This window comes from Mycobacterium sp. 1164985.4, from assembly GCF_001668575.1.
Classification (GTDB): Bacteria; Actinomycetota; Actinomycetes; order Mycobacteriales; family Mycobacteriaceae; genus Mycobacterium.
Genome location: NZ_LZMD01000085.1, coordinates 83,411 through 108,966 on the forward strand (window position 1 = coordinate 83,411; position 25,556 = coordinate 108,966).

General features: G+C 67.9%; 22 protein-coding genes and 1 pseudogene. 11 read left to right on the forward strand and 12 right to left on the reverse strand.

Annotated elements, in window-relative coordinates:
• Window positions 1–12 precede the first annotated feature (12 nt).
• Window positions 13–921 (forward strand): sigma-70 family RNA polymerase sigma factor, encoded by a 909-nt coding sequence (locus A5650_RS18980; RefSeq protein WP_067294939.1) that lies wholly within the window; start codon window positions 13–15, stop codon window positions 919–921.
• On the opposite strand, the pseudogene A5650_RS18985 reads toward A5650_RS18980, so the two are convergent.
• Window positions 890–1,567, reverse strand: a pseudogene (locus A5650_RS18985) (carboxymuconolactone decarboxylase family protein); the annotation flags it as partial. The gene A5650_RS18980 and the pseudogene A5650_RS18985 sit on opposite strands and share 32 nt — an antisense overlap.
• 164 nt (window positions 1,568–1,731) lie before the next feature.
• On the opposite strand from A5650_RS18985, the gene A5650_RS18990 reads away from it, so the two are divergent.
• Window positions 1,732–4,827, forward strand: a complete 3,096-nt coding sequence (locus tag A5650_RS18990) for an ATP-binding protein (RefSeq protein WP_231992661.1) — start codon at window positions 1,732–1,734, stop codon at window positions 4,825–4,827.
• On the opposite strand, the gene A5650_RS18995 is transcribed toward A5650_RS18990, so the two are convergent.
• The 4 genes from A5650_RS18995 to sdhC all read right to left on the reverse strand — a co-directional run bounded on the left by A5650_RS18995 (window position 4,824) and on the right by sdhC (window position 8,339).
• A complete protein-coding gene (locus A5650_RS18995) occupies window positions 4,824–5,615 on the reverse strand; it encodes a succinate dehydrogenase iron-sulfur subunit (RefSeq protein WP_067294946.1) in 792 nt (263 codons plus the stop codon). The genes A5650_RS18990 and A5650_RS18995 overlap by 4 nt on opposite strands.
• Window positions 5,616–5,651: 36 nt before the next feature.
• The gene (gene sdhA / locus A5650_RS19000) at window positions 5,652–7,406 is read right to left on the reverse strand and encodes a succinate dehydrogenase flavoprotein subunit (RefSeq protein ID WP_067091399.1); all 1,755 of its coding nucleotides are present in this window, start codon (window positions 7,404–7,406) and stop codon (window positions 5,652–5,654) included.
• Between the two features lie 13 nt (window positions 7,407–7,419).
• Window positions 7,420–7,839, reverse strand: coding sequence for a succinate dehydrogenase hydrophobic membrane anchor subunit (locus A5650_RS19005; RefSeq protein ID WP_067091544.1), 420 nt, complete (start codon window positions 7,837–7,839; stop codon window positions 7,420–7,422).
• 68 nt (window positions 7,840–7,907) lie between these two features.
• On the reverse strand, window positions 7,908–8,339 hold the full coding sequence (gene sdhC, locus A5650_RS19010; protein WP_082950831.1) for a succinate dehydrogenase, cytochrome b556 subunit: 432 nt from the start codon (window positions 8,337–8,339) through the stop codon (window positions 7,908–7,910).
• A 243-nt stretch (window positions 8,340–8,582) separates the two neighbouring features.
• Between sdhC and A5650_RS19015 the strand changes: the two genes are divergently transcribed.
• Genes A5650_RS19015 through A5650_RS19025 form a run of 3 tightly spaced genes read left to right on the forward strand, consistent with a single transcriptional unit; the run spans window position 8,583 to window position 11,410 of the window.
• Window positions 8,583–9,005 carry a cytidine deaminase gene (locus tag A5650_RS19015; RefSeq protein ID WP_067294949.1) on the forward strand — a complete coding sequence of 141 codons (423 nt, stop codon included), beginning with the start codon at window positions 8,583–8,585 and terminating at the stop codon, window positions 9,003–9,005.
• Window positions 9,002–10,309, forward strand: coding sequence for a thymidine phosphorylase (locus tag A5650_RS19020; RefSeq protein WP_067294952.1), 1,308 nt, complete (start codon window positions 9,002–9,004; stop codon window positions 10,307–10,309). The genes A5650_RS19015 and A5650_RS19020 overlap by 4 nt, the downstream gene beginning before the upstream one ends.
• A 12-nt stretch (window positions 10,310–10,321) precedes the next feature.
• The gene (locus A5650_RS19025; RefSeq protein ID WP_067294955.1) at window positions 10,322–11,410 is read left to right on the forward strand and encodes an adenosine deaminase; all 1,089 of its coding nucleotides are present in this window, start codon (window positions 10,322–10,324) and stop codon (window positions 11,408–11,410) included.
• 30 nt (window positions 11,411–11,440) lie between these two features.
• Here A5650_RS19025 and satS read toward each other — a convergent pair whose 3' ends face one another.
• The 4 genes from satS to A5650_RS19045 form a co-directional block, all read right to left on the reverse strand.
• The gene (satS, locus tag A5650_RS19030; protein ID WP_067295444.1) at window positions 11,441–12,715 is read right to left on the reverse strand and encodes a protein export chaperone SatS; all 1,275 of its coding nucleotides are present in this window, start codon (window positions 12,713–12,715) and stop codon (window positions 11,441–11,443) included.
• Window positions 12,716–12,831: 116 nt separating this feature from the next.
• Entirely contained in the window at window positions 12,832–13,752 is a 921-nt protein-coding gene (locus tag A5650_RS19035) for a cupin-like domain-containing protein (RefSeq protein WP_082950832.1), read from the reverse strand.
• Window positions 13,753–13,971: 219 nt separating this feature from the next.
• The gene (locus A5650_RS19040; protein WP_067294964.1) at window positions 13,972–15,057 is read right to left on the reverse strand and encodes a C40 family peptidase; all 1,086 of its coding nucleotides are present in this window, start codon (window positions 15,055–15,057) and stop codon (window positions 13,972–13,974) included.
• 3 nt (window positions 15,058–15,060) lie between these two features.
• Entirely contained in the window at window positions 15,061–15,351 is a 291-nt protein-coding gene (locus A5650_RS19045; RefSeq protein WP_067294969.1) for a type VII secretion target, read from the reverse strand.
• A 49-nt stretch (window positions 15,352–15,400) separates the two neighbouring features.
• Here A5650_RS19045 and upp point away from each other — a divergent pair, with 49 nt between their 5' ends.
• Complete coding sequence (gene upp / locus A5650_RS19050; RefSeq protein WP_067294971.1) at window positions 15,401–16,024, forward strand: uracil phosphoribosyltransferase; 624 nt, start codon at window positions 15,401–15,403, stop codon at window positions 16,022–16,024.
• Here upp and A5650_RS19055 read toward each other — a convergent pair.
• Window positions 16,021–17,649, reverse strand: a complete 1,629-nt coding sequence (locus tag A5650_RS19055; RefSeq protein WP_067294974.1) for a phospho-sugar mutase — start codon at window positions 17,647–17,649, stop codon at window positions 16,021–16,023. The two genes, upp and A5650_RS19055, sit on opposite strands and share 4 nt — an antisense overlap.
• A 49-nt stretch (window positions 17,650–17,698) precedes the next feature.
• Window positions 17,699–18,493, reverse strand: a complete 795-nt coding sequence (locus tag A5650_RS19060; protein ID WP_067294976.1) for a purine-nucleoside phosphorylase — start codon at window positions 18,491–18,493, stop codon at window positions 17,699–17,701.
• A 69-nt stretch (window positions 18,494–18,562) separates the two neighbouring features.
• Between A5650_RS19060 and A5650_RS19065 the strand changes: the two genes are divergently transcribed.
• Window positions 18,563–19,744, forward strand: coding sequence for a M20 family metallopeptidase (locus A5650_RS19065; RefSeq protein ID WP_067294979.1), 1,182 nt, complete (start codon window positions 18,563–18,565; stop codon window positions 19,742–19,744).
• Window positions 19,741–20,913, forward strand: coding sequence for an amidohydrolase (locus A5650_RS19070; protein WP_067294982.1), 1,173 nt, complete (start codon window positions 19,741–19,743; stop codon window positions 20,911–20,913). The genes A5650_RS19065 and A5650_RS19070 overlap by 4 nt, the downstream gene beginning before the upstream one ends.
• 39 nt (window positions 20,914–20,952) lie before the next feature.
• Here A5650_RS19070 and A5650_RS19075 read toward each other — a convergent pair whose 3' ends face one another.
• Window positions 20,953–21,426 (reverse strand): gamma-glutamylcyclotransferase family protein, encoded by a 474-nt coding sequence (locus A5650_RS19075; RefSeq protein WP_064423131.1) that lies wholly within the window; start codon window positions 21,424–21,426, stop codon window positions 20,953–20,955.
• A 65-nt stretch (window positions 21,427–21,491) separates the two neighbouring features.
• On the opposite strand from A5650_RS19075, the gene A5650_RS19080 reads away from it, so the two are divergent.
• The 3 genes from A5650_RS19080 to A5650_RS19090 are packed head-to-tail and all read left to right on the forward strand — an operon-like array spanning window position 21,492 to window position 25,556.
• Window positions 21,492–22,907, forward strand: a complete 1,416-nt coding sequence (locus A5650_RS19080; protein WP_067294984.1) for an NAD(P)H-quinone dehydrogenase — start codon at window positions 21,492–21,494, stop codon at window positions 22,905–22,907.
• A 55-nt stretch (window positions 22,908–22,962) separates the two neighbouring features.
• Window positions 22,963–24,702, forward strand: coding sequence for a glycerol-3-phosphate dehydrogenase/oxidase (locus A5650_RS19085; RefSeq protein WP_067294987.1), 1,740 nt, complete (start codon window positions 22,963–22,965; stop codon window positions 24,700–24,702).
• The gene (locus tag A5650_RS19090; protein WP_067294990.1) at window positions 24,699–25,556 is read left to right on the forward strand and encodes a pseudouridine synthase; all 858 of its coding nucleotides are present in this window, start codon (window positions 24,699–24,701) and stop codon (window positions 25,554–25,556) included. The genes A5650_RS19085 and A5650_RS19090 overlap by 4 nt, the downstream gene beginning before the upstream one ends.

The following is a 25,556-nucleotide window of genomic DNA, read 5'->3' on the forward strand; positions in this document are numbered from 1 at the left end:
AGCCTCGAATCCATGACCGCCAGCACGCGGGTCGACGAGTTCGAGGAACTGCGACCGCACCTGCTGTCCGTCGCCTACCGGCTCACGGGCACAATGGCCGATGCCGAGGACATCGTGCAGGACGCCTGGTTGCGGTGGAGCGCCGCACAACACGAATCGATCAAGGACCTGCGGGCGTGGCTGACGACGGTGGTCAGCCGGTTGGGGCTGGACCGGCTACGTTCGGCGGCGCATCGACGCGAAACCTATGTGGGCGAATGGCTTCCGGAGCCGGTTGTCGTCCCGCTGGACAGCGACGATCCGTTGGCGGCGGTGGTTGCGGGCGAGGACGCCCGGTTCGCCGCGATGGTGGTGCTCGAGCGGCTCACGCCCGACCAGCGGGTGGCTTTCGTGCTGCACGACGGCTTCTCGGTACCCTTCGCCGAGATCGCCGACGTGCTCGGAATCGGCGAGGCGGCGGCTCGGCAACTCGCGTCGCGCGCTCGTCGGGCCGTTGCCGATGCGCCGCCACCGGTTCCCGACGAGGCCCACAACGAGGTGGCGGGCGCGCTGATGGCGGCGCTGGCGTCGGGCGATATGGAAGCCGTTGTGGCACTGCTGCATCCGGACGTCACCTTCACCGGCGACTCGAACCGCCAGGCACCCACCGCACCGCGCGTCATTTACGGACCGGAGAAAGTGGCCCGGTTCCTGTTCGGGCTGGTCCGGCGATACGGACCGCAGTTCCTGTCGTCGAGCCAGCTGGCGAACGTCAACGGACAGCTGGGCAGCTACCTCTCCGGCTCACCGGCCAACGACGGCTACCCGGAGGTCATGCCGCGCGTCACCGCGATGACCGTGCGCGACGGCAAGGTCTGCGCGATTTGGGATATCGCCAACCCGGACAAGTTCACCGGTTCACCCTTGAGGGGTCGTCCGTAGCCGTCGTCTCCTCGCGCAAGCGCTCGTCGGAAGCCCACGGAACGCGGCACGAGTCGCCGGAGCCGAAGCCCTGCTCGGTGATTCCCAGTGCCGAGTACATCCGCGCCCGCATGTTCTCCACGCCGATCTGATACGTCAGCTCGATGACGCCGTCGTCGCCAAACCGCTTGCGAAGATCGTCGACCTGCTCATCGGTGACGGTGTGCGGGTCGGTGGTCATCGCGTCGGCATAGGCGATCGCGGCGCGCTCGTCGTCGGAGAACAGCGACGAGGTCGCATAGTCCTCGATGTGCTTGAGCCGGTCGACGTCCAGGCCGTCGAGACGCTGCAGCATCGCGCCGAAGTCGACGCACCACGAGCAACCAACTGTGCGGGCGGTCCAGAAGACCGCGAGCTCGCGGACGCTCTTGGGCAGCTTTTTCGACCCGGATTGCAACATGCCTTCGTGCACCACGTTGGCGAGCATCAGCCTCGGGTGGTGCGCCGCCACGGCGAAGGGTTCGGGAACCTCACCGAACCGGCGCTTGGCGACCCGGTACAGGAGCTTGGTCAGCAGCGTCGCGCGCTGAGGGGGGAGGGGTTCGATGCGGGTTTTCTGTGCGTTTTCAGTCATACCCATTAGACGAAGCGGTCGACGGATGTGTGACAGCCGAATGTGCGACATCGCGTCCGTGCTGGTGACACGATGTTCAGGTGGACGCAGGACGGGGTCCGGCCGGCACAGCTACCGCCGGGGACCTTCGTTGCGCCGGATGCGAGGCACCGCTGGCAGCGACCGCGAAGTTCTGCAGTGAGTGTGGCGCCGCTGTCGTGCAATCCGGCCGATCCGCTGAGTACAAGCACGTCACGGTGTTGTTCGCCGACGTGGTGCGGTCCATGGACATCGCGGCGGCGCTCGGCGCAGAACGATTGCGCGAGATCATCACCGACCTCGTCGAGCGCTGCGCCGCGGTCATCCGTCGTTATGACGGCACCGTTGACAAGTTCACCGGCGACGGCCTGATGGCGGTGTTCGGTGCGCCGGTGGCGTTAGAAGATCACGCCGCGAGCGCCTGCCTGGCGGCCCTGGGGCTACAGGAGGAGACCGAACGCCTCGCGGCCGACGTCGCGCGACACGACGGCGTCGAGCTCCGGGTGCGCGTCGGGCTGAACTCCGGCCGGGTCATCACCGGTGAGATGGGTTCGGGCGCATTCGGTTACACCGCGATCGGCGAGCAGGTCGGCATAGCGCAACGCATGGAGGCGGTAGCCGCGCCCGGCGAGGTGATGCTCAGCGAGTCGACCGCGCGGCTGGTGGACGGCGTGGCCGTGCTCGGTGAGCCCGAGCGGGTCCGGATCAAGGGTGCTGACGAACCGGTTGCGGCTCGCCGGCTGATCAGCATCAACAGGGTGCACCGCCCCGATCGGCGCGACGAATCGAAGTTGGTCGGCCGACGGTGGGAGCTGGCGGCCGCCGAGGGGCTGCTCGAGGGCGCGATCGACGGCCACGGCGCCGTGGTCGGGTTGGTCGGACCGCCGGGTATCGGCAAGAGCCGGCTCGCGCGCGAGGTCGCGGCGCTGGCCGATCGGCGGGGCATCGAAGTGGTCCGCTCGTACTGCGAGTCGCACACCAAACAGGTCCCGTTCCATGCGCTGGCCGCGTTCCTGCGGGCGGGTACCGGCGTGGAGCGCCTCGACGCCGCCTCCGCGCGTGCCCGGCTCCGCGCAGCCCTCACCGATGTCGACGCCGAGGACGTGTTGCTGTTCGAGGATCTGCTGGGCATCGGCGAGCCGCATGCCGCGTCGGCGACCATCACCCCGGAGGCCAGGCGGCGGCGGCTGACCGCGATGGTCAACACTTACTGCCTGGCGCGCAAGATACCCGCGGTGTACGTCATCGAGGACGTGCATTGGATGGATGAGGTCAGTGAGTCGATGCTGGCGGACTTCCTGACGGTGGTCCCTCAGACCCACCTGCTGACGGTGATCACGTATCGACCGGAGTACCAAGGGATTTTGACCAGGGTGCGAGGCGGGCACACCTTTACGCTGGCGCCACTTCGAAACGCGGATGTGCGCGCGATAGTCGACGGCCTGCTCGGAGCCACCGATTCGGTCGGAGAGCTGCGGGAGACGATTTGCGAACGGGCGGCGGGCAATCCGCTGTTCGCCGAGGAGATGGTGCGCGAGCTCGCCGAGCGCGGCGTGCTCGACGGCGAGCCCGGACGGTATCGCAACGCGGCGGACGACGTCGATGTGAGCGTGCCCGCGACCCTGCAGACGACGATCGCGGCGCGCATCGACCGCCTGGACCCGAAGGCCAAGCGCACGCTCAGCGCCGGCGCCGTCGTCGGCGCGGAATTCGGATTGGATCTCGTGAGTGCGCTCGGGGTCGAGCCCGCGGTGGAGGATCTGCTCGAGGCGCAGCTCATCGAGCAGATCAGGTTCGGGCGTCGGCCCGAATTCGTGTTCCGCAATCCACTGATCCGCACGGTGGCGCTCGAATCACAGCTGAGATCCGAACGCGCCGAACTGCATCGGCGCCTGGCGGCCGCCATCGAAGAGCGTGGCTCCGCGGGTGAGAACGCGGCGTTGATCGCCGAACACCTGGAAGCGGCCGGTGATCTGACGGCTGCCTACAACTGGCATCTGCGGGCAGCCACCTGGTCGATGCAGCGCGATGTCCGAGGCGCGCGGGCGGGTTGGGAGCGCGCCGCGCAAGCCGCCGACGCGCTGCCCCTCGAGGACCCGAACCGCACGGCCCTGCGCATCGTGCCGAAGACGATGCTGTGCATGTCGACATGGCGGGTCGGCGGGGGCCTGGCCGACACGGGATTCGAAGAACTCAGGGAACTGTGTGAGGGTTCCGGTGACGACCTGTCGCTCGCGATCGGAATGTACGGCCAGATCGCGTTGCTGAGTTTTCAGCATCGCCACCGGGAAGCATCCACGCTGGCGTCCGAGCAATTCGAATTGCTCCAGGGATGCGACGGTGCGGTGAGGGCGCTCACCTACATCCATGCGGGAGCGATGGCGAAGGTTCTCGCGGGGGAGGCGCGGGAGGCGCGTCACATCGCGGATTGGGCGGCCGGACTGCTCGAGGGTTACACCGGCGCCGACATGAGCAACGAGCAGATCGGCACGGCTCTGGCGACGGCGTTGATCTGGGGATCGGTCGCCAAATGCGTCCTCGGCGAGCCCGACTGGCTGCAGAGTGCACGCCGCAGTGCCGCGCTGGAGCGCGAGTTTCACCCGGTCGGCGCGACTTTGGTCTTCATCATCGGCATCGGCTACTCGTTCGGTATCCACACAAAGGCCATCGTTCCGGACGATCGCGCCGTCGCAGACACGGAGGAGGCTGTTCGGAAGGGACGGGAGATCGGCGACGACCTCGCGCTGGCCACCGCTTGTTCGGCCCTGGGTCTGGTTCTCACCTCGCAGGCGACGGAAGCCGAGCGGCGACGTGGATTCGAGGTACTCCAGGAGTCGCGCGACCTGTACGAACGCAGCTCGATTTTCGCGCCCGCGGTCATCCCGAGAATCCGGATCGCCGAGATCACCGCTGTCTCAGGCGATCTCGACGGCGCGATCGAGGACCTGAAATCGCTCCTCGACACGCTTGTGCGAGGCGAGGAGAGAGTTCTGCGCGTGGAGGCCACCGCTGTTCTGGTGGAGTCGCTGCTTCGGCGATGCGGACCCGACGATCTCCGCGATGCGGCCGAGCAGATCGACCGGTTGGCGGACACGCCGACCGACCCCGGAATCGTGGTCAACGAGATCCAGCTGCTGCGCATGCGTGCCCGGCTGGCCCGCGCCCGAGGCGACGACAGCGGCTATCGCGACCTCGTGGAGCGTTATCGATCCTTGGCGGTATCGCTCGGCTTCGCCGGACACATCGAGATCGCCGACGCGATGCGTGGTTCCTAGCGCGCGAACATCAACGCGCGCTTGACCTCCTGGATCGCCTGCGTGACCTGGATGCCGCGCGGGCACGACTCGGTGCAGTTGAACGTCGTGCGGCAGCGCCACACCCCATCAACCTCGTTGAGGATGTCGAGCCGTTCGGCGGCCGCCTCGTCGCGGCTGTCGAAGATGAACCGGTGTGCGTTGACGATCGCGGCGGGGCCGAAGTACGACCCCTCGCTCCAGTAGATCGGGCAGCTCGTCGTGCAGCACGCGCACAGAATGCACTTCGTGGTGTCGTCGTAGCGGGCCCGGTCGGTCTGGCTCTGAATGCGTTCACGCGTAGGGGGATTGCCGCTGGTGACCAAGTACGGCTTGATGGCGCGGTAGGCGTCGAAGAACGGCTCCATGTCGACCACGAGGTCCTTCTCCACGGGCAGCCCGCGGATCGGCTCGATGGTGATCGTCAGCTGCTTGTTGGGGTTCTTCGGCAGCATGTCGCGCATCAGCACCTTGCACGCCAGCCGGTTGACACCGTTGATGCGCATCGCATCCGAACCGCACACACCGTGTGCGCAGGACCGTCGGAACGTGAGAGTGCCGTCCAGATACCACTTCACGTAGTGCAGCAGATTGAGCAGCCGGTCGGTGGGCAGGCATGGAACGCGAAAGCTCTGCCAGCCACCCGAATCCGCGTACGCATCGGGATTCTCCGGATTGAACCGGGCGATCTTCAGCGTCACCATCACCGCGCCCTCGGGTACGGGCGGCAGTTCGGGATCCTTGGTATCGACCTCAGGCGCTAGGGTCATTTCTCCTCGCACAAGTGCTCGTCGGGAGCCATTTGATCAGTACTTCCGTTCCATCGGCTCATAACGTGTCTGGACCACGGGCTTGTAATCCAGCCGGATGTCGGACAGAAGGTCCGCGCCCTCCTTGTAGGCCATGGTGTGGCGCATGTAGTTGGTGTCGTCGCGGTTCGGATAGTCCTCCCTGGCATGCCCGCCGCGAGACTCCTTGCGGTTCAACGCCCCGACGACGGTGACCTCGGCGAGCTCGAGCAGAAAGCCCAGCTCGATCGCCTCGAGCAGATCGCTGTTGTAGCGCTTGCCCTTGTCGTGCACCGTGATTCGCGAATACCGCTCCTTGAGGGCGTGGATGTCGGTGAGCGCCTGCTTGAGCGTCTCCTCGGTGCGGAACACCGCAGCGTTGTTGTCCATCGACTGCTGCAGGGCGCCGCGGATGTCGGCGACCCGCTCGTTGCCGTGCTCGGAGAGGATGTCGCCGACCCACTGGACGACCATGCCCGCCGGGTTCTCCGGAAGAGAGACGAAGTCGTGGCCGAGCGCGTAGTTGGCCGCGGCGATGCCCGCGCGCCGACCGAACACGTTGATGTCCAGCAGCGAGTTGGTGCCAAGGCGGTTGGCGCCGTGCACGGACACGCACGCACACTCGCCCGCGGCGTACAGGCCGGGGATGACCGTTGTGTTGTCGCGCAGCACCTGACCGTTGACCGTGGTCGGAATGCCACCCATCACGTAGTGACACGTCGGGTAGACCGGCACCAGCTCCTTGACCGGGTCGACGCCGAGGTAGGTGCGGGCGAACTCGGTGATGTCGGGCAGCTTGGCCTCGAGCACGTCCTCGCCCAGGTGGCGCACGTCGATGTAGACGTAGTCCTTGTTCGGGCCCGCTCCGCGGCCCTCGAGCACCTCGAGCACCATCGAACGGGCGACGATGTCGCGCGGCGCGAGGTCGACGATCGTCGGCGCGTAGCGCTCCATGAAGCGCTCGCCCTCACCGTTGAGCAGCCGCCCGCCCTCGCCGCGCACCGCCTCGGAGATCAGGATGCCAAGGCCGGCCAGTCCGGTCGGATGGAACTGGTGGAACTCCATGTCCTCCAACGGAAGTCCCTTGCGGAACACGATGCCGAGTCCGTCGCCGGTCAGCGTGTGGGCGTTGGAGGTGGTCTTGTACATCCGGCCCGATCCGCCGGTGGCGAAGACGACGGCCTTGGCGTGGAAGACGTGGATGTCGCCGGTGGCCAGCTCGTAGGCGATGACGCCGGTGGCGACGGGGCCGGACTGCGTCTCGGTGATCGCGATGTCGAGCGCGTAGAACTCGTTGAAGAACTCGACGTCGTGCTTGACGCAGTTTTGATACAGCGTCTGCAGGATCATGTGGCCGGTGCGGTCGGCGGCGTAACAGGCCCGGCGCACCGGGGCCTTACCGTGGTCGCGGGTATGCCCGCCGAAGCGGCGCTGATCGATGCGGCCCTCGGGGGTGCGGTTGAACGGCATCCCCATCTTCTCGAGGTCGAGCACCGCGTCGATGGCTTCCTTGCACATGATCTCGACGGCGTCCTGGTCGGCGAGGTAGTCGCCGCCCTTGACGGTGTCGAACGTGTGCCACTCCCAGTTGTCCTCTTCGACGTTGGCCAGTGCGGCACACATGCCGCCCTGCGCCGCGCCGGTGTGGCTGCGCGTCGGATACACCTTCGTCAGCACGGCGGTGCGGGCCCGCGGGCCCGCCTCGACGGCCGCCCGCATACCCGCGCCGCCCGCGCCGACGATGACGACGTCGTAGCGATGTTCCTGAATCATGTAAAGCTCCCGCTTACGTAATGTTCGCGTCGAAGGTGACCAACACGTAGCTGCCCAGCACCAAGGTGAATCCGGTTGCCAGCAGCAGCACCGAGTTCAGCCAGAATTTCGTGGTGTTTTTGCGTGCGTAGTCGCCGATGATGGTCCGCAGGCCGTTGGCCCCGTGCAGCTGGGCCAGCCACAGCAGCGCCATGTCCCAGATCTGCCAGAACGGTGACGCCCAGCGTTGCGCGACATAGTTGAAGTCGATGCGGTAGACCCCGTCCTGCCACATCAGCATCACGAACAGGTGGCCCAGCGCCAGGAAGACCAGCGCCACACCCGAGAACCGCATGAACAGCCAGGCGTACTTCTCGAAGTAGGGGATACCGCGCGGCCGGCGCGGCGCACGCGGGTGGTCCAGGCTGGCCGGCCTGTCGTGCTCCTTCTCCATCACCGGGGCGATGCGGCCCTCGCGGTGGTGCGGTGTCCAGGCCCCCTGCGGCCCGCCGGCTGGCGCGCTCACAGGAACCGCTCCGCCATGTGCATGCCGATGATGCCCAGCGACGGGATGAACACCGCCAGGAAGATCCCGACCACGATCCACAGCATCACGCGCTGGTAGCGCGCCCCGTGCTGCCAGAAGTCGATGAGGATCACGCGGATGCCGTTCAGGGCGTGGTAGAGCACCGCGACCACCAAACCGATCTCCATCAATCCGATCAGCGGGGTCTTGTAGGTCTCGATGACCTCGTTGTAGGCCTGCGGGCTGACCCGGACCAGTGCGGTGTCGAGCACGTGAACGAACAGGAAGAAGAAGATCGTCGCACCGGTGATGCGGTGCAGCACCCAGGACCACATGGCGGGATCGCCACGGTAAAGGGTTCGCCTGCGCGGCCGCGACCGCGGAGCCGCGGAGGCTCCGGGCGGTCCCCCGGAAATCTGAGTACTCATCTGGCCTCCAACGCCTTCGGTGGACGATTGGGCTCTGGAGCTGCACCGGGTGACGTTCGGTCCGGTTCGCGCACTTCACCCAAACCTCGGGGCGAGCCTAATCCCAGTCGTACTGCTAAACGAACTACGGTTTAGCGGTCGATGTCTTGAAAAACGCCGAAGTTAGGGTTACCTATTCCGTTTGCGGGCTTCGCACAGGGGACATCGGAATGCATTCAGAACCGCTATGGCGAGGGTGGCGCGATGTCGGATATTGACTGGAATATGTTGCGGCAGAAGGCAACTGAGGCGACGGCCGGCGCCTATGCGCCGTATTCGGGCTTCCCGGTCGGTGCGGCGGCGCTGGTCGACGATGGTCGGTCGGTCACCGGTTGCAATGTGGAAAATGTCTCATATGGCCTAGGTCTCTGTGCGGAGTGCGCAGTGGTCTGCAACCTGCATTCGAGCGGCGGTGGCCGGCTGGTCGCACTGTCGTGCGTCGACGCCGCCGGGGAACTGCTGATGCCGTGCGGCCGGTGCCGGCAGGTGCTGCTGGAACATGGAGGACCTCAGATGCTCATCGACCACCTCCGCGGTCCGCGCGCGCTGGCCGAGCTCCTGCCCGACGCGTTCGGCCCCGCCGACCTGGCACGGCGCGGCCGACTGCCGGGCGAGGAATCTCCGTGACGCAGTTCACATTTGACGCGCCCACCGTCATCCGGGTGAAGCGCGACGGCGGGGAGCTCTCCGACGCGGCGATCGACTGGATGATCGACGCCTACACCCACGGCCGGGTGGCCGACGAGCAGATGTCGGCGTTGTTGATGGCGATCTTCCTGCGTGGCATGACTGCGGCCGAGATCGCCCGGTGGACGGCGGCGATGGTGGACTCCGGCGAGCGGCTGGACTTTACAGATCTTCGTCGCGATGGAAAGCCACTGGCGTTGGTGGACAAGCATTCCACCGGTGGGGTGGGCGACAAGATCACCATCCCGCTGGTACCCGTGGTGATGGCGTGCGGCGGTGCGGTGCCGCAGGCGGCGGGGCGCGGACTCGGTCACACCGGCGGCACCCTCGACAAGCTCGAGTCCATATCCGGTTTCACCGCCGAGATCTCCAAACATCAGATCCGCGAACAGCTTTGCGATATGGGTGCCGCCATATTCGCCGCGGGGGAGCTGGCCCCTGCCGACCGGAAGATCTACGCGCTGCGCGACATCACGGCGACCACCGAGTCGCTGCCGCTGATCGCGAGCTCGGTGATGAGCAAGAAGATCGCCGAGGGCGCCCGCGCGCTGGTGCTCGACACCAAGGTCGGCTCGGGTGCGTTCCTGAAGACGGAGGAGGAGTCGCGCGAGCTGGCCCGCACGATGGTCGAGCTGGGCACGGCGCACGGCCTGGCCACCAGGGCGGTGTTGACCGACATGTCCACCCCGCTGGGTCGTGCAGTGGGCAACGCAGTCGAGGTGGCCGAATCGCTCGAGGTGCTCGCCGGGGGTGGCCCGGCCGACGTGGTGGAGCTGATGCTGACGCTGGCCGCCGAGATGCTCGACGCCGCGGGTATCGACGGCGTCGACCCGGCACAGACGTTGCAGGACGGCTCGGCGATGGACCGGTTCCGTGAGCTCGTCGCGGCGCAGGGCGGCGATCTGACTGCGGACCTGCCGGTCGGCCCTCACGCCGAGACCGTCACCGCGCCGCGCGATGGCAGGATGGAGAGCATCGACGCGATGGCGGTGGGTATGGCGGTGTGGCGGCTCGGAGCGGGACGTTCGGCTCCCGGTGAGCGTGTGCAGCCCGGCGCCGGGCTGCACCTCCACCGAAAAGTTGGCGAACCGGTGAGCGCAGGCGAGCCGCTGTTCACGCTGTACACCGAGACCCCCGACCGCTTCGAAGGGGCGATCGCCGAACTGGACGGCGGCTGGTCCGTCGGCGACGCCGCACCGCCGCCGCGGCCGTTGATCATCGACCGAATCACGAGTGGAGACTGACCGGAGAGCGACATGACGACGCCGCTGACGCTGGACTCGATCAAGCAAGCGCCCAAGGCGCTGCTGCACGACCACCTGGACGGCGGGCTGCGCCCGGCGACCGTCCTCGAGCTCGCAGAGGCGACCGGTTACGACGATCTGCCCGCAACCGAGGTCGACGACCTGGCGGCGTTCTTTCGCACCGCGGCACACAGTGGATCGCTGGTGCGCTATCTGGAGCCGTTCGCCCACACCGTCGGGGTGATGCAGACGCCCGAGGCCCTGCATCGGGTGGCCTACGAGTGCGTCGAGGACCTCGCGGCGGACAACGTGGTGTACGCGGAGATTCGTTTCGCGCCCGAACTGCACATCGACGGCGGACTGTCGCTGGACGCCGTCGTCGACGCGGTGATGGCGGGGTTCGCCGACGGTGAGAAGGCGGCCGCCGCGGACGGACGGACCATCACCGTGCGCTGCCTGGTGACCGCCATGCGGCACGCGGCGCGCTCCCGCGAGATCGCCGAGCTGGCGATCCGGTTCCGCGACAAGGGCGTGGTCGGGTTCGACATCGCCGGAGCCGAGGCCGGATATCCGCCGACGCGCCACCTCGACGCATTCGAGTACATGCGAAGCAACAACGCGCGCTTCACGATTCACGCGGGGGAGGCGTTCGGCCTGCCGTCGATCCACGAGGCGATCGCGTTCTGCGGCGCCGACCGCCTCGGCCACGGCGTCCGCATCGTCGACGACATCACCGTCGCACCCGATGGCACCGCGCAACTGGGCCGGCTCGCGGCGCTGCTGCGCGACAAGCGCATCCCGTTCGAGCTGTGCCCGTCGTCGAACGTGCAGACGGGAGCTGTCGCCAGCATCGCCGAGCATCCCTTCGATCTGCTGGCGCGGCTGCGGTTCCGCGTCACGGTCAACACCGACAACCGGCTGATGAGCGACACCACGATGACTCAGGAGATGCTGCGACTGGTCGAGACCTTCGGCTACGGCTGGAGCGACCTGCAGCGGTTCACGATCAATGCGATGAAGTCGGCGTTCATCTCGTTCGACGAGCGGCTGTCGATCATCGACGACGTCATCAAGCCGCGCTACGCGGTCCTGATCGGATAGCCCGCCTTCCTGCGCGAGCGACCTGTAGGGCTATTCCTGGCGCAGTCGGGACTCGACGAACGCCTCCAGCGCCTCCCACTGCTCGACGGCCTTGGCGTACGGCGGGCTGGGCGCGCGCACGGTGTCCGGCTCAAGGACGTGCGCGACGAGCCTGCCGAGCGGCTGCTCCGGGTCGAGGGCCTGGTCGACGGTCGTGTCCTCCGCGTAGTCGCCGACATCGCGAAGAAGTTCGACGGCGAGTTCCAACTGGTCGTGGTCCAGGGCATCGGGCCCGTCCGCGAGGTCGTCGACGATGCCGGTGAGCACGTAGACGTTGTCCTCGGTGACCTCGACCTCCAGCGAGCCGTCCGTGGCGGCCGTGCGGATGTCGTCGTAGGTGGCCAGGCCGGACAGATCGTGGTCATGCTCGTCGGCCAGATAGCGCGCCAGCGCTCGCTCCGAGCCGAAGACGCTGATGCGGCCGTTGCGGCCGAGGAACACCGGCTGGTCGTCGAGGTAGCAGCGCAGCGTGTAGTACGTCCCCGCGCTCGTCATCACGCGCACCGGATCGATGCCGACCTTGAGCCAGAAGTCTTCGTCGCCGCCCAGAACCTGATTCTGCGCCTGCGCGGTCAGAGCGTCGGACTCGTCCTCGGCGTCCTCGTCGTCATCGGCGGCGTCGGTCTCCGCGACCTCGTCGATCGCCTCGTCCTCTTCGGGCTCGGGCGCCGGTTCGGCCAATTCGGCTTCGGCCTTCTCGGACGCGACGGCGTCGACGTCCGGGGTGGTGACCAGCTCGTCGAGTGCGTCGACGACGTTGTCCCAGGCGCGGGCGATGACCGCCTCGATCTCGCCCCACCGCTTGCGTCCGCTACGGCCGGAAAACGAGTCGATTCCGCCCCCGAGCGTGCCCAGCACCGGGTTGCCGTTGAAAAACCTTGTGACGACCGGGAGTTCGCACACCGAGCCGAGCGAGGAGACGATCACGAGCGTGCGGTGCAGCTGGCGCACCCGCTCTTCGCTGACCTTCTCCGCAACGATCTCCGGCACGCCGATGACGTCGTACTGGTGCTCTTCGGCCGGGTCGAGACGGTGCGCGTTTGCCTCGGTGAGCTTGTCCCACGCGGGGTGGTCGGTCAGGTCGTTGTCCTTGTTGGTCCTGACGAATGCGACCAGGTCGGCGACCGATTCGAACACGTAGAGATCCTCGTCCTTGCCGAGGAAGGCCTCCCACTCGTCGCCTCCATCACGCCAGCGTGGAGCCCATAACGTATAGAGGTCGCCCTTGGTCAAGCCGAGCCGAATCGACACGATGTCAGCAGCCATGGCGGACAGGATAGCTACCCGGGCCGGAAGCGCTTCGTCGAGCACTGTCAAGTGGCACTAGCCCTTGCGTCGGTTGCGTCGCATCACGGCTGGAATTCAGTTCAGAAAACAGGGGATCAACGTTTGTTATGGGACCAAATGCTCGATATGAGTTGGTACAGCAGCCGGCCGGTCGACGGTGGGCTGAACAAGCGATCGTTTTGGGGTCGGTTCATTGCCTGTGCTGCGAAGTCACGAACGAGCAGTGCCCAAAGTTTTGGGCTGCGCATCCGCAACATCACTTGCAGGTCGTAGCGCGGTGTCAGCAGGTTCCCGTGCCAGCAGGACAGCGAAATCGAGCTATCGGAGGAGGCGAAGTAGTGCCACCAGGCACGGGGAAGATACAACACGTCGCCCGGTTCGAGCGTGGTCTGGAAGAGTTGGGCACGTGCGAAGCGCGGATGGGCTTCAAGGTCGGGATGCTCCGGTGCGACTTGGCTCTTGCTGTGTGAATCCGGGAAGAGGTGCAGATTGAACGCTTCCTCGGGTGCCGCGAGAATCACAATCTTTGTTCCATAGACCTGCACAAAGATGTTGTCGACGTTGTCATAGTGCAGGCCCGAACGCGTGCTGCCCCCCATCCAGAAGGCCACTTCCTTGATATCGGCCGGTGCGAAAGATGAGAAATCGAAATCGCGTTCGAGACCCGGCAGGCTGTCGATCGGCTGCTGGCCTATGTAGCAGCGATCGCCGCGGTTCATCAGCTCCACGAATTCACGCACCGTCATGGTTTCGCTGAAGTCTTCGGCTCGATGGTTGTAGGGCACTTCTGTGTCGGGCAGCCCGACGCTAGCTGTGACTTCGACATCACCGACAACCTCGGCAAGATAAGCCGGAGACCAGCGACTGACTGCGGTCCATTCGGCGGCCGCGCCCTCAAGCAGAAGCGGACGCTTCTCGCGACGATGCATTTCTAGAGCGGCAGGAATGTCAGCGCCGCTCGCACGCGGGATGCCGGCCCGCGTCGGTCCTTCGATCCGTTGGAACTGTTGTTGCATCCGTGCCCCCGGCAATGATTTCGCGGCTACTGCAGTGTTCCGAACATTAGCGCAAATGCATTTCAGCGGAGGGACGGTTCGAAAATGCGGTTTCAGTGTGGAACAGGCGCTTGATCCGCCGCATGGAGCATTGAGCGCGGCAGTGCGTCGCGAATATCTGTACACACCAACGGTTCATGACCACGTCGCCGCACTTCTTTGGAGACCCGGCTATCTGATTCAGCCCGTCGGTCGCCAAAATCCCTGAAATCCCTGACCCGCGTTAGCAGTTCGGATTGATGAAAGCTGGACCGGATCGCCGGCCTCGATCATCTGGCCGTTCCCGACGATCATCGCGACGTGGCCGTCCCAGACGGCGAGGTCGCCGGGCCGCAGGTCGCCCGGCGAGACGGGCGCGCCGACGTCCTGCTCCTGGGCGAGCCGGGGCAGCGTCAACCCGGCCTCCGAATACGCCCACTGGGTCAGGCCGCTGCAGTCGAGGCCGACGCCCGGCGTGGTGCCGCCCCAGTCGTACGGCACCCCTAACTGTGTCAGGGCATATCGAACGGCGCTCGCGGCCACCGCGTTCGGTGCGGTCGCCGTGCTGCCGTCCGGCAGCCGCACCGCGACACCGTCGCCGAATGTGGCGGCGTCCGGCGGCTCGGGGCGGGAAACGTCGGCGATGTCGCGCACCAGCGAACCAAGGCCACCCGCCCCGGAACCGAGCCCGCCCGCACTGGACCCCAGCCCGCCGGTCGGCACGCCTCCGCCACCGAATCCGGGGGCGCTGAAACCCGCAGGCGCGGTGGGCGCCGGTGTGACGGGAGGAGTCGGCGGCGCGGCGGAAAGCCCCGCGGCATGCCCGTCCAACTCGGCGCGCAACTCTTCGACGACGGCCACGGCCTCGGCGAGCGATCGCCGCGCCTCGGCGACCAGCTCCTCCGTTGCTCCCGGGGAGTCGAGGTACGGCTCCAACGCGGCCGCCCGCGCCTCGAATTCGTCCACGATCGCGCGCAGGCGCTCACGGGTGCGGGTTACCGCCATGCCCGCCGCCTCGGCCGTCGCGCCCAGCCGTCCCACCCGCTCCGCGAGCTCGTCGAGCCTTGCGGCGGCCGCGGAGAACACGCCGGCCGCCGCGTCGGCGCCCGACCCCGCCCAGTGCTGCACCGTGCGACTCCACGTGTCGCCGGTCGACGCCGACACCTCGCTCAACGCGTCGCGTACATCGCGCAGGGCGCTTGCCAGGTCGGCTCCCGAGCCGGAGCCGACCAGCGACTCGAGGTCCCGCAGCGGCGCCGTCAGCCCGGCCACCAACGCACTCGGCATCGGCTACAGGCCGAGGACCCGTGCGCCCGCGCGGTCGTCCGCGTCGTCATAGGCGAGCGCGGTGCGGTAAGCGGTGTCACCGGTCGCCGAGGCGACATCGCGCAGCGAGGCGACCATGCGTGCCTCCTCGGCGACGGCGCCGGCCAGCGCCGCCAGGAACGGCTCGCCGACCGGGCCGAACGCGGTCGCGATCGCGGGCACGGCGGCCAATTTCGCGGCGATGGCGCCCAGTCGGTCGGCATGCGCGGCGGTGGTCGCGGCCAGGGTTCGGACGGCGTCGGTATCGGCGTGCATGTGGATAGGACGCACCGCGACGCGTCCCGGTTCCCGCTATGGTCGCCCCATGGATGTGCGCGTGGTCGATCACCCGCTGGCGGCCGCGCGACTGACCACGTTGCGCGATGAGAGCACGAACAACGCCGCGTTTCGGGCCGCGCTGCGCGATCTCACGCTGATGCTGGTGTACGAAGCCACCCGGGACGCCGCCGTCGAAACCGTCTCGGTGCGCACCCCGCTCACCGAGACGACCGGATGCCGGCTCGCCAACCCGCCGTTGCTCGTGCCCGTCCTGCGTGCCGGACTCGGCATGGTCGACCAGGCTCATGCGCTGATACCCGAGGCGCGGGTGGGTTTCGTCGGCGTCGCACGCGACGAGGAGACGCATCAGCCGACGCCGTACCTGGAGTCGCTGCCCGAGGACCTGAGCACGCAGCCGGTGATCGTGCTCGACCCGATGCTCGCGACGGGCGGTTCGATGGTGCACACCGTCGAGCTGTTGTATTCCCGCAACGCCGTTGACATCACGGCGATCTGTGTCGTCGTCGCTCCGGAAGGCCTTGCCGCACTGGCGAAAGCGGCTCCGGACATCCGGCTGGTCACCGCGACCATCGACGAGGGGCTCAACGAGGTGGCCTACATCGTGCCCGGCCTCGGCGACGCCGGGGACCGCCAGTTCGGTCCCCGTTAAAGGCGCGCGGCGACCTCCCGCAACTCGTCCTGCACGCGTCGTGCCCGTTCCCGCGCCGCCCCCAGATCCCTCACCTGGGCGCAGCGAACCTCGATGTAGGACTTGACTTTTGGCTCGGTTCCCGAGGGGCGCACCACGATGCGCACTGAGACATCGTTGTCGCCGCCGGTCATGATCAACGCGTCGGTGCCGTCCTCGGGCAGCAGGTCGGTGACGGTCACGTCGTATCCGGCGAGCGTCTCGGGCGGGGTCTCCCGCAGCCGGGTCATCACCGCGGCGGCCTCGTGGGTGGTCTCGACGGGCCGTGACACCGCGGTCGTCGTGTGCACACCGTGGCGGCGGGCCAGGTCGTCGAGCGCGTCGAGCAGTGTGTGCCCGCGGTCGCGCAACGCGACGATCAGATCGCAGATCAACACCGCGGCGCTGATGCCGTCCTTGTCCCGGACAGCGGAAGGATCGACACAGTGTCCGATCGCCTCTTCGTACGCATACACCAGCGTGCAACCGCGCAGGTCGTCGTCGGCTCGCGCCAGCCACTTGAAGCCCGTCGGCGTCTCGACGTGTCGGGCGCCGTGTTCCCGCGCGATCGCCGAGAGCATGCGCGACGACACGAGCGTGCTGGCCACCACGGTGGTCTCCATCACCGGTCCCGGCTCGACCTGCGAGAGGATGTAATCCCCGAGGAGCCAACCGGTTTCATCGCCGGAGAGCATGCGCCACCCGTCGGGCGTGGGAACGCCGACCGCACATCGGTCGGCGTCCGGATCCAGCGCGATGGCGACGTCGGCGTCGACGTCGGCGGCCAATCGCAGCACCGCTTCGACCGCCTCGGGTTCTTCGGGGTTGGCGGTGCTGACCGTGGGGAAGTCGGCGTCGGGCGCGAACTGGTCATCGACGACGTGCACGTCCTCGAGGCCGGCGCGCACGAACGCGTCGAGCGCGAACTCGCCACCCACACCGTGTAGTGGGGTGAACGCGATGCGCACGGAACCGTGGGTGTGGCGGATGGTCGCGGCGCGCTCGACATAGCGCTGCACTTCATCGACGCCGCCGGGCGTGACCGCCGCACGGGGGATCTCATCGGCGTGAGGTGCTTCGGCCATCGCCGACTCGATCTCGCGGTCGGTGGGTGACGCGATCGGGTAGCCGCCGCCGAAGAACACCTTGAAGCCGTTGTCGGACGGCGGGTTGTGCGAGGCGGTGATTTGGATGCCCGCCGCCGCGGGACGATGGCGCACCGTGAACGCCAGAACAGGGGTGGGCACGGCCGCGAGGAACAGTGTGACCGGAAAGCCCTGGGCCGCGAGAACTTCAGCGGCGGCCAGCGCGAAGTCGTCGGAACCGTGCCGGGCATCGCGCCCGACGATGACGTCCTGGCCGGCCAGGCCGCGGTCCTTGAGCACCTTGGCCACCGCCCAGGTGGCGCGCAGCACGACGGCGAGGTTCATTCCGCTCGGTCCGCCGCGCAGCGGCCCCCGCAGACCCGCGGTGCCGAACGTCAACGGGTGGGCGAACCGCTGCTCGAGCTCGTCTTCGGAACACTCCGACAGTTCGGCGGCGGTCTTGGGATCCGGGTCGTGCGAGATCCACTCCTGCGCGGTACTCGTGGTCGGGGACGCAGTCATGGGCGTAGTGTGCCCAATTTCACGGCCGCATATTCCGGCTTCTGCGCGGTCAGAGGCGCGCGACCACCGCCGCGAGCAGGGCGCCCATCCGCACCGCCGACTTCCGCCCCGCCTCCAGCACTTCTTCGTGATTCAGCGGCTGCCCGGTCATGCCCGCGGCGAGGTTGGTCACCAGCGACACGCCCAGCACCTCGGCGCCCGCCTCGCGCGCGGCGATGGTTTCGTGCACGGTCGACATGCCGACGAGGTCGGCGCCCAGCGTGCGCAGCATCCGGATCTCGGCGGGCGTCTCGTACTGCGGACCGGGCAACCCGGCGTAGACGCCGTCGGCGAGCTTCGGGTCGATCTCCCTCGCCAGTTCGCGCAGCCGCGGTGCGTACGCGTCGACCATGTCGACGAACCGGGGTCCGACCAGCGGTGAACGGCCGGTGAGGTTGAGGTGGTCGTTGATCAGCACCGGCTGGCCGACCGCGAAGTCCTCGCGCAGGCCGCCTGCGGCGTTGGTGAGCACGACCGTATGTACGCCGCCTGCGCATGCGGTGCGCACGGGATGCACGATGTGGCGCAGGTCGTGGCCCTCGTAGGGATGGATGCGGCCGACGAACACCAGCACCCGGTGATCGGCGATGCGCATCGACAACACCTGGCCGCCGTGGCCTTCCGCCGCCGGGGGCGTGAACCCTGGCAGCTCCGCGACCGGCACCACCGCGACCGGATCACCCAGCCGTTGCACCGCAGGAGCCCAGCCCGAACCGAGCACCACGGCGACGTCATGGCGGTCGACGCCGGTGCGCTCGCCTAGGGCGGCCGCGGCCTCGGCGGCCAGTGCCTGCGCATCGGTCACAGTCGGCGAGCTTATCTGTCGGAACCGACGCCCGGCCCCGATGAGATGGCGCAGTGAGATACTGCCAAGATGCCAGCACTCGCCGCGTCGGACGTCGTCGAGGACGCCGTCCAGCGGCGCCGCGACGACCTGGTCGAACTCTCACACTCGATCCACGCCGAGCCCGAGCTCGCATTCGCCGAACACCGCAGCTGCGCCAAGACGCAAACGCTTGTCGCCGAGTACGGATTCACGGTGACGAAGGCGCCCGCGGGGCTCGAGACCGCGTTTCGCGCCGACTACGGCAGCGGACCACTCGTGATCGGCGTGTGCGCCGAGTACGACGCGCTCCCCGGCATCGGTCACGCCTGCGGGCACAACATCATCGCGGCCTCGGCCGTCGGCACCGCACTGGCGTTGGCGGACGTGGCCGATGAACTGGGTTTGACGGTGGTGCTTCTCGGGACCCCGGCCGAGGAGGCCGGCGGGGGAAAGGTGCTGCTGCTGAACGCCGGGACCTTTGACGACATCGCCGCGTCGGTGATGCTGCACCCCGGCCCGCTCGACATCGCCGCCGCGCGCTCGCTCGCGCTGTCGCAGGTCGCGGTCCGGTACACGGGCAGGGAAGCGCACGCCGCCGTGGCTCCCTACCTCGGCCTCAACGCCGTCGACGCGATCACCGTCGCGCAGGTGGCGATCGGCTTGCTGCGCCAGCAGATGGCGCCGGGTCAGATGGCGCACGGCATCGTCACCGACGGCGGTCAGGCCACCAACGTCATCCCCGCGCACGCCGAGATGCAGTACACGATGCGGGCCAACGATGCGGCCTCGCTGCGCGAACTCGAACAGCGGATGGCCGACTGCTTCCTGGCCGGTGCGGTGGCCACCGGCTGCAGTCACGACGTCGCCGAGACCGAACCGAGCTACCACGAACTGACCCCGGACACCTGGCTGGCCGATACCTTCCGCGAGGAGATGCGGCGGGTGGGCCGCGAACCGGTGTCATCCGAGCTGGAGGCGGCGTTGCCGCTGGGCTCCACGGACATGGGCAACGTCACGCAGGCGATGCCCGGGATCCATCCGATCGTCGGCATCGACGCGGGTGGTGCCTCGGTGCATCAGCCGGCGTTCGCCGAGGCCGCCGCGGGCCCGAGCGCGGACAAGGCGGTGGTCGAGGGTGCGGTCATGCTGGCCCGCACGGTCGTTCGCCTGGCGCAGACGCCGCAGGAGCGTGACCGGGTGCTGGAGCTGCAGGCGAGGCGGGCGTCATGAGCGTGCTGCCCCACGCCGCCGCGCGGTGGCTCTCGGCCCACTTCGACGATCTCGTCGAATGGCGCCGCCACATCCACATGCATCCCGAGCTGGGACGCCAGGAGTTCGCCACCACTCAGTTCGTGGCGTCGCGGCTGGCCGATGCGGGCCTCAACCCGAAGGTGCTGCCGGGCGGCACCGGGTTGACGTGCGACTTCGGTCCCGAGCACGGGCCGCGGATCGCGCTGCGTGCCGACATGGACGCGCTGCCGATGGCTGACCGGACCGGCGCGGCGTACGCGTCGCTGGTCCCCAACGTCTCGCACGCCTGCGGGCACGACGCGCACACCGCGATCCTGCTGGGCGCCGCGCTGGCGATGGCGTCGGTGCCGGAGCTTCCCGTCGGGGTGCGGCTGATCTTTCAGGCCGCCGAGGAGCTGATGCCGGGCGGCGCGATCGACGCGATCGCCGCGGGCGCGCTGACCGGGGTGTCGCGAATCTTCGCGCTGCACTGCGATCCTCGGCTGGCGGTCGGCAAGGTCGCGATGCGGCCCGGGCCGATCACCTCGGCGGCCGATCAGCTCGAGGTGACGTTGCATTCGCCGGGCGGGCACACCTCGCGACCGCACCTCACCGGTGACCTGGTGTACGGGCTCGGCACGTTGATCACCGGTGTGCCCGGTGTGCTGTCGCGCCGCATCGATCCGCGCAACAGCACCGTGATGGTGTGGGGTGCGGTGAACGCGGGCGTCGCCGCCAACGCGATCCCGCAAACCGGAACGCTGGCGGGCACCATCCGCACCGCCAGCCGCGACACCTGGGAGACCCTGGAGTCGATTGTGCGCGAGGTGATCTCGTCGCTGCTGGCGCCGCTGCACATCGAGCACACCGTGCAGTATCGCCGCGGCGTTCCGCCGGTGGTCAACGAGGAGATCTCGACGCGCATCCTCACCCACGCGATCGAGGCGATCGGCCCCGATGTGCTGGCAGACACCCGCCAGTCCGGCGGCGGCGAGGACTTCTCCTGGTATCTGGAGGAGGTCCCCGGCGCCATGGCCCGGTTGGGCGTGTGGACCGGCCGCGGACCCCAATTGGATTTGCACCAACCGACTTTCGACCTCGACGAGCGCGCGCTCGCGGTGGGGGTGCGGGTTCTCGTCAACATCATCGACCAGGCCGCCGCGTTCTGATTCCCGCGAGCGCAAACACGGTCGCTCGCGGGAAAGGAGTCAAGACCCCGGGCCGATGTTGAGCGCGGGGCGGGTCCGCAGATCGTGTACGTACTCCGGTGGTGCGCCTGCGATCTCGGCGGCGTCGGCCATCACACCGAGATAGCGCGCCGACGGTAGGCCGCCTTCCCATGCGTCGACCACGTACAGCCAGGCCAGCACCGGTTCGAAATCGGTGTCCGACGATATGCGGTGCACCCGGCAGCGGATCTTCTTGTGGAACCCGAGCTCCGAACCTTCCCAACGGTCCAGGTTGGCCTCGTCGTCCTTGGTCATGTCGTAAAGCACCACGAAGACCTTCGACGTCGGATCCTCGACGACGGTCGCGAGCGCACCCTCCCAGCCGATGTCCTCCCCGCCGAACGTCAGGCGCCAGCCGTGCAGCCAGCCCGTTCCTGCCATCGGTGAATGAGGGGCGCGCTGCAACATCTGCTCCGGATGCATGTTCGATCCGTAGGCGGCGTAGAGCGGCACCAGGAAAGACTAAGCGTTAGCGCGCCGCGTGGGCGATCAACCTCCCGCTTCGTTAGGTTGGGGGCGTGGCAACCCGCATCGTGATCATCGGCGGCGGGCCCGCCGGCTATGAGGCCGCACTGGTCGCCGCGACCCGCGGACCCGAAGTTGCCGAGGTCACCGTCGTCGACGCCGACGGCATCGGCGGGGCCTGCGTGTTGTGGGACTGCGTGCCGTCCAAGACCTTCATCGCCTCGACGGGCGTGCGCACCGAGCTACGCCGCGCCCCCGACCTCGGGTACGCGCTGGAGTTCTCCGACGCCGAGATCTCGCTGTCCAAGATCAACGAGCGCGTCAAGACGTTGGCCGCCGCGCAGTCGGCCGACATCGCCGAACGGCTGCGCAACGACGGCGTCAACCTGATCGCGGGCCACGGCGAACTGGTCGACGACATGCCGGGGATGGCCACCCACACGGTCAAGGTGACCGAGCACGACGGCACCGTCAGCACGCTGAAGGCCGACGTCGTGCTGATCGCCACCGGGGCCAGCCCCCGCGTGCTGCCCGGTGCCGAACCCGACGGCGAACGGATCCTGAACTGGCGCCAGCTCTACGACCTCGAGGAGCTGCCCGCGCATCTGATCGTCGTCGGCTCCGGCGTTACCGGCGCGGAGTTCGTCAACGCCTACACCGAGCTCGGGGTGAAGGTGACCGTCGTGGCCAGCCGTGACCAGATCCTGCCGCACGAGGACTCCGACGCCGCAGGCGTACTCGAAGACACGCTGAGCGATCGCGGTGTGACGTTGGTCAAGAACGCGCGCGCCGAGTCGGTCACCCGGAACGGCTCTGGCGTGCGGGTCACGATGACCGACGGCCGCACCGTCGAGGGCAGTCACGCCTTGATGACGGTCGGTTCGGTGCCCAACACCAGCGGCCTGGGCCTGGAACGCGTCGGCATCGAGCTGGGCAAGGGCGACTATCTGAAGGTCGACCGGGTCTCGCGCACCGGCGTGCCCGGCATTTACGCCGCCGGTGATTGCACCGGGCTGATGCTGCTGGCCTCGGTGGCCGCCATGCAGGGCCGCATCGCGATGTACCACGTGTTGGGCGAGGGACTCGAACCGATCCGGTTGCGCACCGTCGCCGCGGCCGTGTTCACCCGGCCCGAGATCGCCGCGGTTGGCGTGCCGCAGTCGAAGATCGACGACGGTTCGGTGGCCGCGCGCACGATCACGCTGCCGCTCAACACCAACGCCCGGGCCAAGATGTCGGGCCTGCGGCGCGGCTTCGTCAAGATCTTCTGTCGCCCGGCGACCGGGGTGGTGATCGGCGGCGTCGTGGTCGCGCCGATCGCATCGGAGCTGATCATGCCGATCGCGCTGGCGGTGCAGAACGGCAACGACGTCGAGGACCTGGCGCAGACGTTCTCCGTGTATCCGTCGCTGTCGGGATCGATCACCGAAGCGGGCCGGCGCCTGATGGCGCACGACGATCTGGACTAGTTCCACGTAGCCTGGGATGCGCGACCGTACCGACGAGTAACTAGGAGCCATTCCCGTGAGTGACCCGATCCCGGCGAACGGGCAGACGCTTCTGGGTCCCCAGCAGCGGGCGGAGGCCTGGGAGCGGCTCGGCAGTGAGCAGTTCGACGTCGTGGTGATCGGCGGGGGAGTCGTCGGCGCGGGCGCCGCCCTGGACGCGGCGACGCGAGGGTTGAAGGTGGCCCTGGTCGAGGCGCGGGATTTCGCGTCGGGCACGTCGAGCCGGTCGTCGAAGATGTTCCACGGTGGGCTGCGTTATCTCGAGCAGCTGGAGTTCGGGTTGGTGCGCGAAGCGCTGCACGAGCGGGAGCTGTCGCTGACGACATTGGCACCGCATCTGGTCAAACCGCTGCCGTTCCTGTTCCCGCTGACCAACCGGTGGTGGGAGCGGCCGTACGTGGCAGCCGGCATCTTCCTCTACGACCAGCTGGGTGGCGCGAAATCGGTTCCGGCGCAGAAGCATCTGACGAAGTCGGGAGCTTTGCGGCTGGCGCCGGGACTGAAGCGGTCGTCGCTGATCGGCGGCATCCGGTATTTCGACACGGTGGTCGACGACGCGCGGCACACCATGACGGTGGCCCGCACGGCCGCGCACTACGGCGCCGTGGTGAGGACGTCGACGCAGGTCGTCGCGTTGCTTCGGGAAGGTGACCGGGTCACCGGGGTAGAGGTCCGCGACTCCGAGAACGGCGCGGTCACCGAGGTGCACGGACACGTCGTCGTGAACGCCACGGGCGTCTGGACCGACGAGATCCAGGCCTTGTCCAAGCAGCGTGGGCGATTTCGGGTGCGCGCCTCCAAGGGTGTGCACATCGTGGTGCCGCGCGATCGGATCGTCAGCGAGGTGGCGATCATCCTGCGAACCGAGAAGTCGGTGCTGTTCGTGATCCCGTGGGGGACGCACTGGATCATCGGAACCACCGACACCGACTGGAATCTCGATCTGGCGCATCCGGCGGCCACCAAGGCCGACATCGACTACATCCTGCAGACGGTCAACACGGTGTTGGCGACGCCGCTCACGCACGACGACATCGACGGCGTGTACGCCGGGCTGCGGCCGCTGCTGGCGGGCGAGAGCGAGGAGACCTCGAAGCTGTCCCGCGAGCATGCCGTCGCGGTTCCCGCCCCAGGCCTGGTCGCGATCGCCGGCGGCAAATACACGACGTACCGGGTGATGGCCGAGGATGCCATCGACGCGGCGGCCGAGTACATCCCGGCGCGGGTCGCACCGTCGATCACCGAGAAGGTCCCGCTGATGGGCGCGGACGGATACTTCGCGCTGATCAACCAGACCGAAAGCGTCGGAAAGCATTACGACCTGCATCCGTACCGGGTGCGGCACCTGCTGGACCGATACGGCTCGCTGATCGGCGAGGTGCTGCAGATGGCTGAGGACCGCGTCGAGTTGTTGACACCGATCACCGAGGCGCCGGTGTACCTGAAGGTCGAGGCTTTCTACGCCGCGGCCGCCGAGGGTGCGCTGCACCTCGAGGACATCCTCGCGCGGCGGATGAGGATCTCGATCGAGTATCCGCACCGCGGGGTGGACTGCGCGCGCGAGGTCGCCGAAGTCGTTGCGCCCGTGCTGGGCTGGAGTGACGAGGACATCGACCGCGAGGTCAAGACATACCTGGCGCGGGTGGACGCGGAGATCCGCTCGCAGCAGGAACCCGACGACGAGTCGGCTGACGCGTTGCGCGCGGCGGCGCCCGAGGCGCGCGCCGAGATTCTCGAACCGGTGCCGCTGAATTGAGGCGGGTGGCGCCGTTACCGGTGCGGGACGGACTGGGACCGGCGCGGGTGCGGTTGCGCGGCGGGGCGGTGCTGGTCGAGTTGGCCAGCCGGTTCGGCGAGGCTGCAGCCGCCAAGGTGCTTGCGGGCGAGGTAGTTCGCGCTGATGGCACGGTGGTGACGGCGGGGACGGTGATGCCGCCGGGCGCGTTCGTCTATCTGTACCGCGAACTGCGCGAAGAGCTTCCGGTGCCGTTCGACATGCCGATCCTGCATCGCGATGACGACATCGTTGTGGTGGATAAACCTCATTTTCTCGCGACGATGCCGCGGGGTCGCCACGTCGCGCAGACGGCGTTGGTGCGGCTGCGCCGGGAACTGGACCTTCCGGAGTTGTCGCCCGCGCATCGGCTCGACCGGTTGACCGCCGGCGTGCTGCTGTTCACGACGCGTCGCGAGCTGCGTGGCAACTACCAGACCATGTTCGTGCGAGGCGATGTGCGCAAGACGTACCTCGCGAGGGCAGGCGTCGATCCGGAGCTGGCGTTTCCCGTCACGCTGTGCAGCCGAATCGTCAAGCGACGCGGCCAGTTACAAGCGGTCGAGGAGCCCGGCGAGCCGAACGCCGAAACCGTCGTCGACCATCTTGGCGACGGGCTGTACCGGTTGACGCCTCGCAGCGGCCGCACCCATCAGCTTCGGGTGCACATGGCCTCGCTGGGTCTGCCGATCGTGAACGATCCGCTGTACCCGGAGGTGATCGACGTCGCGCCGGACGACTTCTCGCGGCCGTTGCAGTTGTTGGCGCACCGCCTCGAGTTCACCGATCCGGTCAGCGGGCGTCAGCGCGAGTTCGTCAGCTTGCGCACGTTGTGA